Annotated in this window: 18 protein-coding genes; 5 read left to right on the forward strand and 13 right to left on the reverse strand. The window is 71.2% G+C overall.

The window, feature by feature from the left end; all coding sequences use genetic code 11:
- Nucleotide 1 precedes the first annotated feature (1 nt).
- Complete coding sequence (locus CVS47_RS01165; protein ID WP_127094439.1) at nt 2-1,135, reverse strand: DUF4192 family protein; 1,134 nt, start codon at nt 1,133-1,135, stop codon at nt 2-4.
- A gap of 211 nt (nt 1,136-1,346) precedes the next feature.
- On the opposite strand from CVS47_RS01165, the gene CVS47_RS01170 reads away from it, so the two are divergent.
- The 3 genes from CVS47_RS01170 (at nt 1,347) to CVS47_RS01180 (ending at nt 3,944) form a co-directional block, all read left to right on the forward strand.
- Nucleotides 1,347-1,556: a hypothetical protein gene (locus tag CVS47_RS01170; RefSeq protein WP_164734578.1), complete on the forward strand. Its 210-nt coding sequence runs from the start codon at nt 1,347-1,349 to the stop codon at nt 1,554-1,556.
- Between the two features lie 43 nt (nt 1,557-1,599).
- Nucleotides 1,600-3,093, forward strand: coding sequence for a cardiolipin synthase (gene cls, locus CVS47_RS01175; RefSeq protein ID WP_127094441.1), 1,494 nt, complete (start codon nt 1,600-1,602; stop codon nt 3,091-3,093).
- Nucleotides 3,094-3,230: 137 nt separating this feature from the next.
- Complete coding sequence (locus CVS47_RS01180) at nt 3,231-3,944, forward strand: hypothetical protein (RefSeq protein ID WP_127094442.1); 714 nt, start codon at nt 3,231-3,233, stop codon at nt 3,942-3,944.
- A gap of 19 nt (nt 3,945-3,963) precedes the next feature.
- Here the strand turns inward: CVS47_RS01180 and CVS47_RS01185 are convergent, their stop codons facing one another.
- Together CVS47_RS01185 and CVS47_RS01190 are read right to left on the reverse strand one after the other, a co-directional pair.
- Nucleotides 3,964-4,197, reverse strand: coding sequence for a helix-turn-helix domain-containing protein (locus tag CVS47_RS01185; protein WP_127094443.1), 234 nt, complete (start codon nt 4,195-4,197; stop codon nt 3,964-3,966).
- A complete protein-coding gene (locus tag CVS47_RS01190; protein WP_127094444.1) occupies nt 4,194-4,802 on the reverse strand; it encodes a hypothetical protein in 609 nt (202 codons plus the stop codon). Before CVS47_RS01190 ends, CVS47_RS01185 begins: the two co-directional genes overlap by 4 nt.
- Nucleotides 4,803-5,032: 230 nt before the next feature.
- Between CVS47_RS01190 and CVS47_RS01195 the strand changes: the two genes are divergently transcribed.
- Entirely contained in the window at nt 5,033-7,555 is a 2,523-nt protein-coding gene (locus CVS47_RS01195) for an ATP-dependent Clp protease ATP-binding subunit (RefSeq protein WP_127094445.1), read from the forward strand.
- Nucleotides 7,556-7,671: 116 nt separating this feature from the next.
- Nucleotides 7,672-8,184 (forward strand): amino-acid N-acetyltransferase, encoded by a 513-nt coding sequence (locus CVS47_RS01200; RefSeq protein ID WP_127094446.1) that lies wholly within the window; start codon nt 7,672-7,674, stop codon nt 8,182-8,184.
- Between the two features lie 168 nt (nt 8,185-8,352).
- Here the strand turns inward: CVS47_RS01200 and CVS47_RS01205 are convergent, their stop codons facing one another.
- From CVS47_RS01205 to CVS47_RS01250, 10 genes are all read right to left on the reverse strand, one after another.
- Nucleotides 8,353-9,123, reverse strand: a complete 771-nt coding sequence (locus tag CVS47_RS01205; protein WP_127094447.1) for an enoyl-CoA hydratase/isomerase family protein — start codon at nt 9,121-9,123, stop codon at nt 8,353-8,355.
- A gap of 9 nt (nt 9,124-9,132) precedes the next feature.
- Entirely contained in the window at nt 9,133-10,254 is a 1,122-nt protein-coding gene (gene paaE / locus CVS47_RS01210; protein WP_127094448.1) for a 1,2-phenylacetyl-CoA epoxidase subunit PaaE, read from the reverse strand.
- Nucleotides 10,254-10,745 carry a 1,2-phenylacetyl-CoA epoxidase subunit PaaD gene (paaD, locus tag CVS47_RS01215; RefSeq protein WP_127094449.1) on the reverse strand — a complete coding sequence of 164 codons (492 nt, stop codon included), beginning with the start codon at nt 10,743-10,745 and terminating at the stop codon, nt 10,254-10,256. Before paaD ends, paaE begins: the two co-directional genes overlap by 1 nt.
- Nucleotides 10,742-11,620, reverse strand: a complete 879-nt coding sequence (gene paaC / locus CVS47_RS01220; protein ID WP_378790474.1) for a 1,2-phenylacetyl-CoA epoxidase subunit PaaC — start codon at nt 11,618-11,620, stop codon at nt 10,742-10,744. The genes paaD and paaC overlap by 4 nt, the downstream gene beginning before the upstream one ends.
- Nucleotides 11,621-11,631: 11 nt before the next feature.
- Complete coding sequence (gene paaB, locus CVS47_RS01225) at nt 11,632-11,913, reverse strand: 1,2-phenylacetyl-CoA epoxidase subunit PaaB (RefSeq protein ID WP_127094451.1); 282 nt, start codon at nt 11,911-11,913, stop codon at nt 11,632-11,634.
- On the reverse strand, nt 11,910-12,866 hold the full coding sequence (gene paaA / locus CVS47_RS01230; RefSeq protein WP_127094452.1) for a 1,2-phenylacetyl-CoA epoxidase subunit PaaA: 957 nt from the start codon (nt 12,864-12,866) through the stop codon (nt 11,910-11,912). The genes paaB and paaA overlap by 4 nt, the downstream gene beginning before the upstream one ends.
- Before the next feature lie 96 nt (nt 12,867-12,962).
- Complete coding sequence (gene paaI, locus CVS47_RS01235) at nt 12,963-13,382, reverse strand: hydroxyphenylacetyl-CoA thioesterase PaaI (RefSeq protein WP_127094453.1); 420 nt, start codon at nt 13,380-13,382, stop codon at nt 12,963-12,965.
- Entirely contained in the window at nt 13,379-15,457 is a 2,079-nt protein-coding gene (gene paaZ, locus CVS47_RS01240) for a phenylacetic acid degradation bifunctional protein PaaZ (protein WP_127094454.1), read from the reverse strand. The genes paaI and paaZ overlap by 4 nt, the downstream gene beginning before the upstream one ends.
- Nucleotides 15,454-16,326, reverse strand: a complete 873-nt coding sequence (locus CVS47_RS01245) for a 3-hydroxyacyl-CoA dehydrogenase family protein (protein ID WP_277600952.1) — start codon at nt 16,324-16,326, stop codon at nt 15,454-15,456. The genes paaZ and CVS47_RS01245 overlap by 4 nt, the downstream gene beginning before the upstream one ends.
- Entirely contained in the window at nt 16,323-17,066 is a 744-nt protein-coding gene (locus tag CVS47_RS01250; protein WP_127094455.1) for an enoyl-CoA hydratase/isomerase family protein, read from the reverse strand. The genes CVS47_RS01245 and CVS47_RS01250 overlap by 4 nt, the downstream gene beginning before the upstream one ends.
- Nucleotides 17,067-17,096 lie beyond the last annotated feature (30 nt).

Consider the following 17,096-nt stretch of genomic DNA (forward strand, 5'->3'; position numbering starts at 1 on the left):
CTCACCGCGTCCCGCCGGCGCGGAAGGCCCAGTCGGGGAGGTGGCCGGCGACGACGAACGAGCGCACGATCTCGGCCAGGCCGTGCTCGGGCTCGATCTCGCACGCCCATGAGGCGTACTGCTCGGCGTGGGTGGATCGTCCGAGCGCCCACGACAGCCACGCGCAGGTGGCGAGAGAGCCGGCGCGCTGGGGCCGCGGGGCGGCCACCGCCGCGCGGCGGGCGATCTCCAGCGCCCTCGCGAGCCGGGTGTGGACGGGCACCGGCCCCTCGCCCCACATGCGCATCGCGAGCCCCGAGGGATACTCCTCACCGGCCTCCCACCGGAGCTGCGCGTCGAGCGCCTGGTCGCCGTCGTCCACGCCGCCGCACCACTGCACGAGCGCGATGTCGCGCAGCGACGGCCGGCCGAGCGTCCAGATCATGAGCGCCGTCTGGAACGGCGTGAGGGCCGCGGCATCCCACCCCAGGGCGTCTTCGAACAGCGACGGCACATCGTCGAGCGCGCACATCGCCGTCAGCGCCGTCGGGTCGACGCGGCCACCCGTGCCGGCTCCCTCGCCGCCCGCGTCGGGACCGCAGACGAGCGCGATCGCCCGGCGCAGCGCGGTGAACGCCCCGGCGACGTCCTTCCGCTCGGATGCGCTCGCGGCGGGCAGCGCCGCGCCGGCGAGCTGATCGCCGGTCGGCAGGTCGGGCATCTCGCCCGCCGGCGCGGCGATCTCGCGGAGAGGCCTGCCCGCCTTCGGCCCGTCCGGATCGAGGAAGGAGCCCCAGCCGTCCGCAGCGACGCAGAGCATGTCGGTCACGTGGAGGCCGCACTCCCGGGCACGCCGGGCGAGCGCGTCGGCGAGGCCGCGGTGGGGCATGTCGCCGGGCGTCCACGCGTCGTCCGTATAGACGACGACGGCGACCGCGTCGGCCGCGGAGACCCGGCACACCATGCCGATGAAGGTGGCCGCGAGCGGCGCGGGTGCGAGGTCGCCGGGCGGCAGGTCGACCCGCATCCCGCCGAGGCTGCGGCCACGTCCGAACGGGATCAGCACGATGCTGCGCCGCGGCAGGAAGCCCACCATGCGCGGCACGAGGGCGAGGAACTGCGCCGCGTCGGCGGCCTTCACAACGGGAGTGGTCATGTCCCGAGGATCGGATGCCGCGGCTCCGGCCGTGCGGAGTCTCCACAGGGTGCGCACCGTGACGTCGAGGTCGAGCGGGATGCAGACGGGACGGACGGAACGGGGGAGGAGCGGGCGATGGGGGACGGATCGGTGTGGCGACCGCGTGGGGGAGGAGGCGCGTACGGGACCTGCTCAGCCGCGACCGTCCGGGGCCGCGTATCCTGGACACATGGACAGCAGTTTCTGGGCGGCCGTGTTCTGGTCGCTGGTGCCGACGGCCGTCGTGAGCACCCTGTTCTTCTGGATCCTGCGCAGCATCATCCGCTCCGACCGCACCGAGCGACGCATCTACGCGCGCATCCAGGCGGAGGAGCGCGCGAAGCGCGGGCTGCCGCCCGTCCCGGCATCCGCTCCCGCCGCGGCTCCCGCCGAGCGCTGAGCCCCCGCCCCCACGGGGCCGTCCCCGGCGCGCACTACGCTGGATGGACTGCCCGCCGGGAGGACGTTCCGTGGTCGACATCACCTTCGACGCGTCGTGGTGGCTGATCCTCGTCTTCGTCAGCGATGTGATCATCCGCATCGCCGCCATCATCGTGGTGCCCCGCAACCGCCGTCCGACGGCCGCCATGGCCTGGCTCCTGGCGATCTACTTCATCCCGTTCGTGGGCGTTCTGCTCTTCCTGCTCATCGGCAACCCGCGTCTGCCGCGCAAGCGCCGGCGCAAGCAGGAGCAGATCAACGAGTACATCACCGAGACCAGCAGCCACCTCGACTTCGGCACGCTCCGCCCCCACGCACCCGACTGGTTCACGTCGCTGGTGACGATGAACCGGCGCCTGGGCGCCATGCCGCTCGCGGGTGACAACGCGGCGCACCTGATCGCCGACTACCAGGAGAGCCTCGACACGATGGCCGCCGCCATCCGCACCGCCGAGGGGTACGTGCACGTCGAGTTCTACATCCTGCAGAGCGACGACTCCACCGACAATTTCTTCTCGGCGCTGGAGGAGGTCGCGGCGCGCGGGGTCACCGTGCGGGTGCTGCTGGACCACTGGGCCAACCGCGGCAAGCCGTTCTACAAGAAGACCCTCGCCCGGCTCGATGCCATGGGCGCTCAGTGGCGGCTGATGCTGCCGGTGCAGCCGCTCAAGGGCAAGTACCAGCGCCCCGACCTGCGCAACCACCGCAAGCTGCTGGTCGTCGACGGCACCGTGGCGTTCATGGGGTCGCAGAACGTCACCGACTCCACCTACAACCTGCGCAAGAACATCCGTCGCGGGCTGCACTGGGTCGACCTGATGGTGCGCCTGGAGGGGCCGGTCGTGGCATCCGTCAACGCCGTCTTCCTCAGCGACTGGTACAGCGAGACCGACGAGGTGCTCACCGACGAGATCGACCTCTTCGACGTCAAGAGCGGGCCCGGAGACCTGGACTGCCAGGTGGTGCCGTCGGGTCCCGGGTTCGAGGTGCAGAACAACCTGCGCCTCTTCGCCGCCCTGCTCTACTCCGCCCAGCGCCGCATCACCGTCGTCAGCCCGTACTTCGTGCCCGACGAGGCGATGCTGCTCGCGATCACCACCGCCTGCCAGCGCGGACTGCAGGTCGAGCTGTTCGTCTCGGAGGAGGGCGATCAGGCGATGGTCTATCACGCGCAGCGCAGCTACTACGAGTCGCTGCTGCGCGCGGGGGTGAAGATCTGGATGTACCGGAAGCCGTACATCCTGCACACGAAGTGCTTCACCATCGACGACGAGGTCGCCGTCATCGGCTCGAGCAACATGGACATGCGCTCCTTCGGTCTCAACATGGAGATCTCGCTCCTCGTGCGCGGCGAGGAGTTCGTGCAGGAGATGCGCAACGTCGAGGACCGCTACCGGCGCATCAGCCGTGAGCTGACGCTCGAGGAGTGGCAGAAGCAGCCGCTGCGCTCCACCATCCTCGACAACATCGCGCGCCTCACCTCGGCGCTGCAGTGACCGCGCACGCGGCGACAGGGTGAACCGTGTCGGCCCGAGCTCGGCGGGGCGAACCGTTACAGGGGCGTAGCCAACCCGTTATGGCGCCGTGACCGCATTCGCCGAAGACCCCCAGAGGGCTCGGACAGAATCGGATCATGCCCCTTCTCTCGCGTCGCGCCGTGGCCGCGGCATCCGCTCTGGCACTGGCCGTCGGCCTCGCCGGGTGCGCCACCGCCTCGGGTCCCGGGTCCGCACCCGCCTCGCCGTCCGATGATCCGACGGCGACGACGCAGCTGCACGCCGCGTGGCTCGACGACGGTCGCGCCGTGGGCATCGTGACCCAGGGCAGCTCGACCTGCGTGCCGATGGCCGACGAGCCGATGTATGCCGACGGCGTGGTCACGGTGGAGCTCACCGACCCCGAAGGTCAGGCGTGCACCAAGGACCTCGTTCCTCGCGCGAGCGTCGTCACCCTCCCCGCCGGTGTCGATCCGGCGGACGGCCTCTCCATCGTCGTGACCGGCACCTACGCGGGGGAGGCCGACCTCCAGGGCGACTCCGCGCTGACCGGTGTGCCCGGCGACCCGACCGAGTACCTGCCCAGTGCCGGCTGGTTCGACACGGGCGCCTTCCTCATCCTCACCTGGGGCAGTTCGACCTGCCTGCCGGTGGCCGAGTCGGTCACCGCGACCGGCCCGAGCGACGTGACCGCGGTCTTCGCGACGCCGCCGGCCGATCAGGTCTGCACGGCCGACATCGCCCCGCGCGTGCTGGTCACCGCGGTCGACGGCCTCGACGAGCAGAGCGGTGCGCACCTGACGATGAAGGGCGACAAGTTCGACGGCGTCCGGATCCCGATCGCGGGCTGAACCGCGTGACAGTGGGCGGTCAGTCGGTGCGGACCAGCAGGTCGCCCACGCTGCAGTCCAGCGCCCGGCAGATCGCCGACAGCGTCGAGTAGCGGATGGCCCGCGCTCGGTCGTTCTTGAGGACCGACAGGTTCACGATCGACACGCCGACCAGCTCGCTCAGGCGGGTGAGTGTCATGCCGCGCTCGGCGAGGAGCTCGTCCAGGCGGCAGTGGACGCCGGACGGACCGTCGTCGGCCTCCGCCGGGCTCATACGAGCCCTTCGGTCTCGCGCTGCAGCCGCTCGCCGACCTGGAACGCCGTGGCCACCGCGGTGAGGGCCAGCAGAGCCAGGACCGGGACGAAGTCGAACTCGAACGACGTGCCGTCGTACGTGTAGTCGCTCACGGCGGACAGGGCGCCGTTGACGGTCATCGAGGTGAGGATCGAGCCCGCGAACCAGCCGACCGCGAAGATGCCGAGGCCCGTGTAGACGAGGCGCGAGGTGCCCTTCTGGAACGCGAGGCCGCGTGCCAGTCGCAGGCAGAAGAGGGCGGCCACGACGATGCCGGCGATGAGCGCCAGACCGACCACGATCGGCTCCGCCCACAGGGCGAAGAGGGTGGCCGGCGCAGGCGACGCCACCGTGACGGTCGCCTGCTGCACGGCGACGTCGACCGGCGCGCCGTCCGGGCCGATGGGGAGCGTCGCCGTCTCGTCGACGAACGGCACGAGGACCGGGATGTCGCGGCCCCGGGCGACCTCGGTGAGCCGGGCGATGACGGACACCGTCACGGCGACGATGCCGACCGCTCCCAGGCCGGCGTACAGGTACATGCCGAGGCGGTCGCTCTTAGACAGCTGGGTGTCTGAGGACATCGGAGTCTCCTATCGATGATCGTTACCAACGACTTTCGATAACAACGATAAACGATACGCGAGGAGTGTCAAGAGCTCCGTCACGGACACCGGCCGGCTCGGGAGAGGACGGCTCCGCGGGGTCGCTATGCCGACGGCGAACACGGGGATGCGGCATCCGTCGCCTGGTTACCCTCGTTACAAGACGCGGAAACCCGCGTCGGATGTGGCCCCCGGCCGGAGGAATTGAGATGTTCGAGAGATTCACGGACCGTGCTCGACGCGTGGTGGTGCTCGCCCAAGAAGAGGCGAAGATGCTCAACCACAACTACATCGGCACCGAGCACATTCTGCTCGGGCTGATCCACGAGGGAGAAGGCGTCGCCGCCAAGGCCCTCGAGTCCCTGGGCATCTCGCTCGACGCCGTGCGCGAGCAGGTGCAGGACATCATCGGCCAGGGCCAGCAGCAGCCGACGGGGCACATCCCCTTCACGCCCCGCGCCAAGAAGGTGCTCGAGCTGTCGCTGCGCGAGGCGCTTCAGCTCGGCCACAACTACATCGGCACCGAGCACATCCTGCTCGGCCTCATCCGCGAGGGCGAGGGTGTCGCCGCCCAGGTGCTGGTCAAGCTCGGCGCAGACCTGAACAAGGTGCGCCAGCAGGTCATCCAGCTCCTCTCGGGCTACCAGGGCAAGGAGCCGGCCGCCGTCAGCGGCGCCGCCAACGAGTCCGGTCAGGCCGCTCAGGGCGGATCCGCGGTGCTCGACCAGTTCGGCCGCAACCTCACGCAGGCCGCCCGCGACAACAAGCTCGACCCGGTGATCGGGCGCGAGAAGGAGATCGAGCGGGTCATGCAGATCCTCTCGCGTCGCTCCAAGAACAACCCCGTCCTCATCGGCGAGCCCGGCGTTGGCAAGACCGCCGTCGTGGAGGGCCTCGCGCAGGCCATCGTCAAGAACGAGGTGCCCGAGACGCTGAAGGACAAGCAGGTCTACTCGCTCGACCTCGGCTCGCTCATCGCGGGTTCCCGCTACCGCGGTGACTTCGAGGAGCGCCTGAAGAAGGTCACCAAGGAGATCCGCACGCGCGGCGACATCATCGTCTTCATCGACGAGATCCACACCCTCGTGGGTGCGGGCGCCGCCGAGGGTGCGATCGACGCGGCCTCGATCCTGAAGCCGCTCCTGGCCCGTGGAGAGCTCCAGACGATCGGCGCCACCACGCTCGACGAGTACCGCAAGCACTTCGAGAAGGATGCTGCGCTCGAGCGCCGCTTCCAGCCGATCCAGGTCGCCGAGCCGAGCCTGCCCCACGCGATCAACATCCTGAAGGGGCTGCGCGACCGCTACGAGGCGCACCACAAGGTGCAGATCACCGACGGCGCGATCGTCGCGGCGGCGAACCTCGCCGACCGCTACATCTCCGACCGCTTCCTGCCCGACAAGGCCATCGACCTGATCGACGAGGCCGGCGCCCGCCTGCGTCTGTCGATCCTGTCCAGCCCGCCCGAGCTGCGCGAGTTCGACGAGAAGATCGCCAAGGTCCGCGAGGACAAAGAGCGCGCCTCCGAGGAGCAGGACTTCGAGAAGGCCGCGGGCCTCCGCGACGAGGAGAAGTCCCTGCTCGCCGAGCGCCTGCGCCTGGAGAAGCAGTGGCGCAGCGGTGACGTCGCGTCGCACGCGGTCGTCGACGAGGGCCTGATCGCCGAGGTGCTCGCCCAGGCCACCGGCATCCCCGTCTTCAAGCTCACCGAGGAGGAGTCGAGCCGACTCGTCTTCATGGAGAAGGCCCTGCACCAGCGGGTCATCGGCCAGGAGGAGGCGATCGCGGCGCTGTCGCGCACGATCCGCCGTCAGCGCGCCGGCCTCAAGGACCCGAAGCGTCCCTCGGGCTCGTTCATCTTCGCCGGTCCCACGGGCGTCGGAAAGACCGAGCTGGCCAAGGCCCTCGCCGAATTCCTCTTCGATGACGAGTCCGCGCTCATCGCGCTCGACATGTCGGAGTTCGGCGAGAAGCACACCGTCTCGCGGCTGTTCGGTGCCCCTCCCGGGTTCGTCGGCTTCGAAGAGGGCGGCCAGCTCACCGAGAAGGTGCGTCGCAAGCCGTTCTCGGTCGTGCTCTTCGACGAGATCGAGAAGGCGCACCCCGACATCTTCAACTCGCTGCTGCAGATCCTCGAGGAGGGTCGCCTGACCGACGGTCAGGGCCGCGTCATCGACTTCAAGAACACGGTCATCATCATGACGACCAACCTCGGCTCGTCGGCGATCGCCGGTGGACCCGTGGGGTTCCAGGTCGAGGGCAACGCGACGACCAGCTACGAGCGGATGAAGGGCAAGGTCGACGAGGAGCTCAAGCGCAGCTTCAAGCCGGAGTTCCTCAACCGTGTCGACGACGTCATCGTCTTCCCCCAGCTGGACAAGGACGAGCTGCGTCAGATCGTCGGCCTCTTCACCAAGCGCCTGAGCGAGCGCCTGCTCGACCGCGACATGACGGTGGAGCTGTCGGACACCGCGAAGGACAAGCTCATCGAGATCGGCTTCGACCCGACCCTGGGTGCTCGTCCGCTCCGCCGGGCGATGCAGCGCGAGATCGAGGACCGTCTGAGCGAGAAGATCCTGCACGGCGAGCTCAACTCCGGAGACCACGTGAAGGTCGATGTCGAGAACGGCGAGTTCGCCTTCGAGACCGGACCGCGCGGCGACAAGGTCGCCGTCGGCGTGGGTGCCGCGGGCGAGATCACCGCGACGCCGGACATCGTCGCCGGAGGCTGACACACGATTCGATAAGAGGGGCGGATGCTGCGGCATCCGCCCCTTCGTCATGTGCGGCCGGTCGCATCGACGCGTCGCGCGGCGAGCGGCCGGTCGGGCGAGCCTAGGCTGGGGGGATGAGCTCCTTCCAGGTCCGTCCGGCGCGCACGGGTGACGTGCGCGCGATCCAGGACCTGCTCGAGCCGTTCGTGCAGAAGCGGATCCTCCTCGGCAAGGACCTCGTCGTGCTCTACGAGGCCGTGCAGGAGTTCCTCGTCGCGGAGACCTCGGCCGGCGAGATCATCGGGTGCGGCGCCCTCCATGTCATCTGGGAGGACATCGGCGAGGTGCGCACGCTCATCGTCGGCGACGACTGGCTGCACCGCGGCGTCGGCAGGGCGCTCGTCGACGGTCTGGAGGAGCGCGCGCTGCGCCTCGGTCTGTCGCGCCTGTTCTGCCTCACCTTCGAGGTCGACTTCTTCACGCGGCGAGGCTTCTCGCCGATCGGCGAGCAGGTCGTCGACCCCGATGTGTACTCGCAGCTCGTGCGCAGCCCGGACGAGGGCGTCGCGGAGTTCCTCGACCTCGCCCACGTCAAGCCGAACACGCTCGGCAACACCCGCATGCTCAAGCGGCTCTGGGCGCGCTAGCACTCCCGCCTGCGCGCTGAGAGGTGCGCGGGGGCGACACGTCTTTCCCTCGAGAAGTCGCAACACGCCGTTCCACTCCGCGCGGGAACGGCGTGTTGCGACGTTTCGCGAGGCGGAGAGGGATGGCGGCGGAGAGGGATGCGCGGCGGAGAGGGGTCGCGGGCAGGGTCAACGGCCGCGGAACATCGGCGCGCGCTTCGCCTGGAACGCGGCGAAGCCCTCGCGGTAGTCGTCCGTGGCGCTGAGGGCCGTCTGCGCCGCGCTCTCCTCGGCGATGGCGTCCCACAGCGAGAGGCGCTCGTCGCGGATGCGCGCGACGAGACGCTTGCTCGCGAGGAACGCGGACGTGGGTCCGGTGGCGGCCCGGGCCGCGGCATCCTGGATCGCCGGCAGCACCTCGTCCGCGGCGAGCACGCGGGAGAAGAGGCCGGACTGCACGGCCTCCGCGCCGGTCATGAGGCGTCCGCTGTAGATGAGGTCGAGGGTCTTGTGCGCGCCGAGACGCTCGGCGAAGAGCGCGTGTCCGCCCGAGTCGAGCGTCGCTCCGAGGCCGGCGAACGGCGACCCGATCTTCGCGGTGTCGGCGACGTAGACGACGTCGGTGGCGATGAGCAGGCCCAGTCCGACGCCCAGACAGGCGCCGTGCGCGGCGGCGAAGGTCGGCGCGGGGAAGGCGGCCATGCGTCGCAGCAGCGGCGCGAGCAGCCCGTCGAGGTAGCCGGGCACGTCGTCGGTCGCCGGGTCGACCGCGGAGATGTCGCGACCGGCGCAGAACGCCCGTCCCTCGCCGCGCAGCACGAGTGCCCGGACGCCGGCCGACTGCGCACGGTCGTAGGCGGCGCCGAGCTCGCGGAGGCCGGTCTCGTCGAGCGCGTTCAGACGATCGGGGGCGTTCAGCACGACCGTGGCGATCTCGTCCACGATGCTCAGGTCGATCATGCGGGCCTCCTAGCCGTCGTAGTCCACGACCACCCGCGGGGTCTGCGGGTGCGACTGGCACGTGAGCACGTAGCCGCGCTCGATCTCGTCGGGCTCGAGCGCGAAGTTCTGCGTCATCCGCACCTCGCCCTCGATCACCCGCGCCCGGCAGGTGCCGCAGACACCGCCCGCGCACGCGAACGGCACATCGCCGCGCACGCGGAGGGCGGCATCCAGGATCGCCTCGTTCGCCCCGACCGGCGATTCGACGGTGGAGGACAGGCCGTCGAGCGTGAACTCGATCGAGACCGTCGCGTCGCCGGCGTCGGCCGCCATCGGCCCCGGATGCGCGGGCCGCGGACCGTCGGCCTCGCCGGTGAAGAGCTCGAACCGCACGTCGTCGTCGGGCACGCCCCGCGCGGACAGCGCCGTGCGGCAGAGCGCGACGAGGTCGAACGGCCCGCAGAGGAACCATTCCGTGACGGAGGCCGGCGGCACGAGCCGGTCGATGATCGTGCCGAGCTTCTCCGCGTCGATCCGCCCCGACAGCAGGGGCGCTCCGCGCTGCTCGCGGGAGAGCACATGGTGCAGGGCGAGCCGGCCGGGATACCGGTCCTTGAGGTCGGCGAGGTCGTCGAGGAACATCACGTCCTGCGTGGCGCGGTTCGTGTACACGAGCGTGAAGCGGGCGGTGGGGGAGGAGGAGAGGACGGATGCCGCGAGCGACATCATCGGCGTGATGCCCGACCCCGCGGCGATGCCGGCCAGATGGGCGTCGTCCAAAGACGGGAGCCGCGACGTGAACCGACCCTCCGGGCTCATCACCTCGAGCCGGTCGCCGACCCGCAGGTTCTCGTGCGCCCAGACGGAGAAGAACCCGCCGCGATCGCGCTTGATGCCGACGCTGATCCTCCCGGGCGAGGGCGGGCGGCACAGCGAGTAGCTGCGGCGCACCTCGCGCTCGTCGATCCGTGTCCGGAGCGCGACGTACTGCCCGGGCAGGTAGTCGTAGTCCGCGACGAGGTCGGCGGGGACGGCGAAGGACACCTCGACGCTGTCCGCGGTGAGGGGTCGGATGTCGGCGACCTCGAGCTCGTGGAACCGCGCCCGTCGCCGCGACCCGCTCGTCGCGGGGGCCTCGGCCGTCGCCATCAGATGACCTTGAAGAAGTCGAAGGGCTCGAGGCACGCGCGGCACTCGTAGAGCGCCTTGCAGGAGGTCGACCCGAAGCGGGCCACCTCGCGGGTGTCGAGCGACGCGCACCGCGGGCACTTGACCGCCATCCGCACGCGCAGCGGCCCCTCGCCGAGCGAGGATCGTCCGCTCGGAGGGGCGATGCCGTAGGCGGTCAGCTTGTGCTTGCCGGCATCCGTCATCCAGTCCGTCGTCCAGGCGGGGGTGAGGGTCGTCCGCACGTCCACCCGCGCGAAGCCCGCGGCGGTGAGCGCCAGGATGACGTCGTCGCGCATGGTCTCCAGAGCCGGGCATCCGCTGTAGGTCGGGGTGAGGGTGACCGTCGCGCGGTCACCGTCGACCTCGACGGCGCGGAGGACCCCGAGGTCTTCGATCGTCAGCACGGGCACCTCCGGGTCGGTCACGGTGGCGGCGATGCGCCAGGCGTCCTCCCGTGTGGCCGCGCTCACCAGGTCGCTCCGGGATGCCGGCGGGCCAGCACCTGCATCTCGGCGAGCAGGTACGCCATCGCCGGGAAGTGCGCGCCGCGTCGACCGCCGCCCGACGAGACGAAGCCATCGGGGACCCGCAGCCCCGCCTCGGCGAAGACGGAGGCGATGACCGCGTCGAAGGGGGCGCGCAGGCTCGACGGCCGGACGGCCACGCCCTCGAGGCGATCGATCACGGGCTCGTCGCGGAACAGCTCGTCGACGTAGGGCCAGACCGCCTCGATCCCGCGGAGCATGCGCGCCCGCGACTCATCGGTGCCGCCGGCGAGGCGGAGCGTCCACTGCACGGCGTGGTCGCGGTGGTAGTCGACCTCCTTCACGGCCTTCGCGGCGACGGCGGCGAGCGTCGGATCGGCGGAGTCGCGCAGGCGCAGGTGGAGCTCGAAGAGGTAGACGGATGCCGCGAGCTGGCGTGCGATCGTCTGGGCGAAGTCTCCGTTCGGCTGCTCGAAGAGCCACGCGCTGCGGAACTCGTACTCGTCGCGGAAGTAGGCGAGGTCATCCTCGGTGCGGCCGTCGGCGGTCCCGGCGTAGCGCAGAAGCGAGCGCGCGTGGCCGAGGAGGTCGAGGGCGATGTTGCCCAGGGCGACGTCCTCCTCCAGCTCCGGTGCGTGCGCGATCCAGGCCGCCAGCTGCTGCGAGAGGATGAGCGCGTCGTCCCCCAGCCACAGCGCGTATTCGGCCACATCGGCCGAGGCGACGGCGTCGGCGTCGCCCGTGAGCTCCCCGGCGAGGTCGAGCGCGTCGACGGTGACGCGTGCCGTCTCCGTCGCCGCGCTCCCGCGCACGGCGGGTGGAGCGCCCTCGGTCGTCGACGGAGCGGACCGCGTCGACACGCCGTCCCTGCTCACAGGTGCGGCACCCCCTCCGACGCGGTGTAGTACACCGCGTGCCGGAAGTTCTTGCCCTCGGGGCTCTCGAAGAACGCGTCCTTCTCGTCGGGATCGCTCGTCGTCATCGCGTCGGCAGGCACCACCCAGATCGAGACGCCCTCCCCGCGCCGCGTGTACAGGTCGCGGGCGTTGCGGACGGCCATGTCTGCGTCTGGGGCGAGCAGCGACCCGACGTGCACGTGGCTCAGCCCACGGCCGGCCCGCACGAACACCTCCCACAGCGGCCAGGTGCTCACGCGGCCACCGCCTCGGCGGCGGACCGCTTCTGCGCGTAGGCGGCCGCGGCCTCCCGCACCCAGGCGCCGTCCTCGTGGGCGGCGCGGCGCGCGCGCAGCCGCTCGGCGTTCATCGGTCCTCGGCCGGCCAGCACCTCCCGGAACTCGGTCCAGTCGATCTCGCTCATGTCCCACCGGCCCTCGGCCTCGTTCCAGCGCAGCTCCGGATCGGGAAGCGTGACGCCGAGCGCGGCGGCCTGCGGCACCAGCATCCCGACGAAACGCTGGCGCAGCTCGTCGTTCGAGAAGCGCTTGATCTTCCACGCCGTGGACTGCGCGGAGTTCGGGGAGTGCTCGTCGGGCGGCCCGAACATCATGAGCGAGGGCCAGTACCAGCGGTCCACGGACTCCTGCGCCATCGCCTGCTGCGCGCGGGTGCCGCGCATGAGGGTGAGCAGGATCTCGAAGCCCTGCCGCTGGTGGAAGGATTCCTCCTTGCAGATGCGCACCATCGCGCGGGCGTACGGTCCGTACGACGCCCGGCACAGGGGCACCTGGTTGCAGATGGCGGCGCCGTCGACGAGCCAGCCGATCGCCCCCATGTCGGCCCACGACGGCGTCGGGTAGTTGAAGATCGACGAGTACTTCGCCCGCCCCTCGATGAGCTGCTGCGTCATCTCCTCGCGCGTGATGCCGAGGGTCTGCGCGGCCGAGTAGAGGTAGAGCCCGTGGCCCGCCTCGTCCTGCACCTTCGCCATGAGGATGGCCTTGCGCTTCAGGCTGGGCGCGCGCGTGATCCAGTTGCCCTCAGGCTGCATGCCGATGATCTCGGAGTGGCCGTGCTGCGAGATCTGGCGCACCAGCGTGCGGCGGTAGGCATCCGGCATCCAATCCCGCGGCTCGATGCGGGAATCGGCGGCGATCAGCGCGTCGAAACGCTCCTGCGCGCGCGTGTCCTCGGTGGGGGAGGTCATCGTCGACTCCTTTACAGAACGATCGTTCAGTTAGTCTAGACGCGCGCCTGCGACGGGACAAGAGACCGGATGCCGCGGCATCCGCCCCCGCTCGCGTCAGCCGGTCTGCGGTCTGTCGGTCGCGAACGACCGGCCGCGCACCTCGGCCACGACCTCGCCGGTCTCATCGGTCACCGTGATGTCGTAGATGCCGGTGCGGCCGCGGCGGAAGCGGCGCACCGCGTGGGCGGTGAGCACCTGTCCCGCGGTGGTCGGCTTGAGGAACGCGATGTCCGCCCCGGCCGCGACGGTCACCCGCTCGTCCTCGTTGCACGCGATCGCGAACGCCGTGTCGGCGAGGGTGAACACCAGGCCGCCGTGGGTGAGTCCGAAGCCGTTGGTCATGTCGGGCCGGATCGGCATCGACACGATCGCGTCGCCGGGCAGGTCCTGCTCCACGACCATGCCGAGCGCGGCGGACGCGCGATCGCGGCGCATCATCGGTCGCACCGGTGGACGCCCGTCGGGGTCGGTCATGCCGGCACCGGCTCCGCGGCCTCCCACGTCTTCGCGACGAGGGTGAGCACGTCGTAGGTGGCGACGGTCTCATCGCGCTGGTTGCGGATCAGCGCGTCCCAGCGCACCTCGCCGTAGTCGTCGGTCTCGCGCGGGGTGATCTGCTTGGCCGTCAGCGTCACGCGGATGCGGTCGCCGGGGGAGACGGGCGTGACGAAGCGGAGGTCCTCGAGCCCGTAGTTGGCCAGCACCGGACCCGGATCGGGGTCGACGAACAGCCCGGCGGCCCACGACACCAGCAGGTAGCCGTGCGCCACGCGCCCGGGGAAGAAGGGGTTGGCCGCGGCGGCGGTCTCGTCCATGTGGGCGTAGAAGGTGTCGCCCGTGAACCGGGCGAAGGTCTCGATGTCGGCGAGGGCGACCTCCCGCTCGGGCGAGTCGACGCGGTCGCCGATGCGCAGGTCGCTCAGCGGCTTGCGGAACGGATGGATGCCGGCGCTCGCCGCCTCGGCGCCCGTGTGCCAGACCCCGGTGAGGGCCGTGAGCATGTCGGGGCTGCCCTGCACGGCCGTGCGCTGCATGTGGTGCAGCACGGCCCGCATGCCGCCCAGCTCCTCGCCGCCGCCCGCGCGTCCGGGACCGCCGTGCACGAGGTGCGGAACGGGGGCGCCGTGACCGGTGGAGCTGCGCGCGTCGGCGCGGTCGAGGAAGAGCATGCGGCCGTTCGAGGCCGCGGTGGCCGTCAGCAGCTCGAGGGCGACGGCGGGGTCGCCCGTGGCGACGCTCGTGACGAGCGAGCCCCCGCCTCGCGTGATGAGGTCGGCGGCCTCCGCCACCGTGGCGTAGGGGAGGAGGCTGGCGACGGGGCCGAAGGCCTCGACGTCGTGGGCGGCGGCGGTGGTCGGGTCGTCGAAGCCGATCAGCAGCGGCGCGAGGAAGGCGCCCCCGGGGGCTGCTCCGGTCGTGCCGTCAGCGCGGCGCACCTGCGGTTCGGCGAGGTCTCCGAGGAGCAGGCGACCCCCGGCATCCTGCAGCAGCCCCACGTGACGGATCACCTCGTCGCGCTGGCCACGGGAGACGAGCGGGCCCATCGTGACGCCCTCCGCCCGCGGATCGCCCAGCACCGTGCGCGCCTCGAGCAGGGTGCGGAGGGCCTCGACGACCGCATCGGCCTCGGCGGCGGGCACGATCGCCCGCCGGATGGCCGTGCACTTCTGCCCCGCCTTGGTGGTGAGCTCGACCATCAGCTGCTTCACGTAGGCGTCGAACTCGGGTGTGCCCGCGACTGCGTCGGGGCCGAGCACCGACGCGTTGATGGAGTCGGTCTCGCTCGTGAAGCGGACGTCGGGCGACACCGATGCCCGCAGCCGTCGTGCCGTGTCGGCGCTGCCCGTGAAGCCGACGAGATCGCCCAGCCGGAGCGCCTCGAGCAGGCCGGGCACGGGTCCGCTCACCAGCTGCAGCGCGCCGTCGGGCAGCAGTCCGGAATCGGCCAGCATCCGCACCCACGCCTCCGCGACGTAGCCGGTCGGAGTCGCGGGCTTGATCACCGACGGCACCCCGGCGAGGAACGCCGGCGCGAACTTCTCCAGGGCTCCCCACATCGGGAAGTTGAAGGCGTTGATCTGCACGGCCACGCCGGTGAGGCGCGTGTAGACGTGGCGACCGAGGAACGTGCCGTCCTTCGACAGCGTCTCGATCGGGCCGTCGAGGTAGACGCGGCCGTCCGGCAGCTCCCGGCGCCCCTTCGACGAGTAGGTGAAGAGCACGCCGATGCCGCCGTCGACATCGCTCAGGGAGTCCCGACGGGTGGAGCCCGCGGTCGTCGACAGCTCGTACAGCTCCTCCTTCCGCTCCGTCAGCGCGGTCGCCATCTGCTTGAGCAGCACGGCCCGCTGGTGGAAGGTGAGCGCGCCGAGGGTGCGCTGACCGACCGTCCGTGCGTGGTCGAGCACGGCGGCCATGTCGATGCCGGCGGTGCTGACGCGCGTGATCGGCGCTCCCGTCGAGGCGTCCACGACGACCGCCGCACCGGCCGGGTCGGCCGGAGTCCACCAGGAGTCGCGCAGATAGCTGGCCAGCACCTCGGTCGTCATTCTTCGCTCCATTCGTAGAAGCCGGATCCGCTCTTGCGGCCCAGCCGGCCCTCAGCGACCATGCGGCGCAGCAGCGCGGGCGCGGCGAAGCGCTCGCCGTAGGCCGCCTCGAGCTCCTCCGCGATGCCGAGACGCACGTCGAGTCCGACGATGTCGGTCGTGCGCAGCGGGCCCACCGGATGCCGGTAGCCGAGCTCCATGGCCCGGTCGATGTCGGCCGCCGACGCGATGCCCTCCTCCAGCATCCGGATCGCCTCGAGCCCGAGCGCGACCCCGAGGCGGCTGGAGGCGAAGCCGGGGGTGTCGCGCACCACGATCGCGTGCTTGCCGAGAGCGGCCACCCACTCCTCGGCCCGCGCGACGAGGTCGGCCCTGGTGGACGTGCCGACCACCACCTCGACGAGCTGCGACGCCGGCACGGGGTTGAAGAAGTGCAGCCCCAGGAAGCGCTCCGGATGCTGCAGCTCGAGCCCGAGCGCATCGATCGAGATAGAGGAGGTGTTGGTGGCCAGCGCCGCGTCGCCGTCGAGCACGTCCTCGACCCGCCGCAGGCCGTCGAGCTTGATGACGCGGTCCTCGGGCAGCGCCTCGACGACGAGCGTTCGACCGGCGAAGGCGCCGACGTCGGTGCCGACGTGCACCGCGGCCGCGAACGCCTCGGCAGCGGCATCCGTCGCACCCCTCGCGACGGAGCGCTCGATCGACGCGAGGATGCGGGAGCGAGCGGATGCCGCAGCCTCCGCATCGCGCTCGACCACCGCGACGTCCGACCCCGCGAGGAGGAACGCGTGGGCGATGCCGGACCCCATGCGGCCGCCGCCGAGCACGCCGACACGGGCGGGAGGGCGAGGGGGATCGGTCGTGGTCACGGGCGTGTCCGTTCGAGGAAGGCGGTCATGCGGGCGTGCTTCTCGGGCCGCTCGAACAGCTCGGCCTGGAGCTCGAGCTCGAGGTCGGGGTGCGCGGCGGCCGGCGCACGGAGGGCGGTCTTGGTGTGCCGGGTGGCGAGGGGGTCGGCGCGCGCGATGCGGTCGGCGATGGCGTGCGCCGCGTCGAGGAGCCGATCGGCGGGATGGACGGCCGTGATCAGTCCCCACGCCAGAGCCTCCTCGGCGTCGAGGATGCGCCCGGTGAGGAGCATGTCGGCGGCGCGGGCGGCGCCCACGAGCTCCGGCAGCAGCCAGGTGGCCCCGGCCGCCGCGATGATGCCCAGGCCGGTCTCGGGATTTCCGATGCGCAGGTCGGGTGCGGCGATGCGCACGTCGGCGGCGTACGCGAGCTCGGCGCCGCCGCCCAGCGCGTAGCCTTGGATCGCGGCGATCACGGGCATCGGCAGATCCTGGATGCGACGGAACACCGTGGTGTTGATGCCGCGGCGGGCGTCGTCCGCGGTGCGGTCGCGCAGCTGCCGGATGTCGGCTCCCGAGGCGAAGACGCGGCCGGCCCCGGTGAGGATCAGGGTCCGCGGGTCCGCCTCCAGCTCTGCGCACAGCGCGTGGAGCGCGTCGACGATCCCCAGGTCGATGGCGTTGCGCGTCGCGGGGCGATCGAGGGTGGCGACGACGCGGTCGCTCCGCCGGTCGATGCGGAGCGCGGCATCCGTCGACATCGTCCGTCCTTCCCGGCCCTGCATGGCATG

It is taken from the genome of Microbacterium lemovicicum, from assembly GCF_003991875.1.
Lineage (GTDB): Bacteria > Actinomycetota > Actinomycetes > Actinomycetales > Microbacteriaceae > Microbacterium > Microbacterium lemovicicum.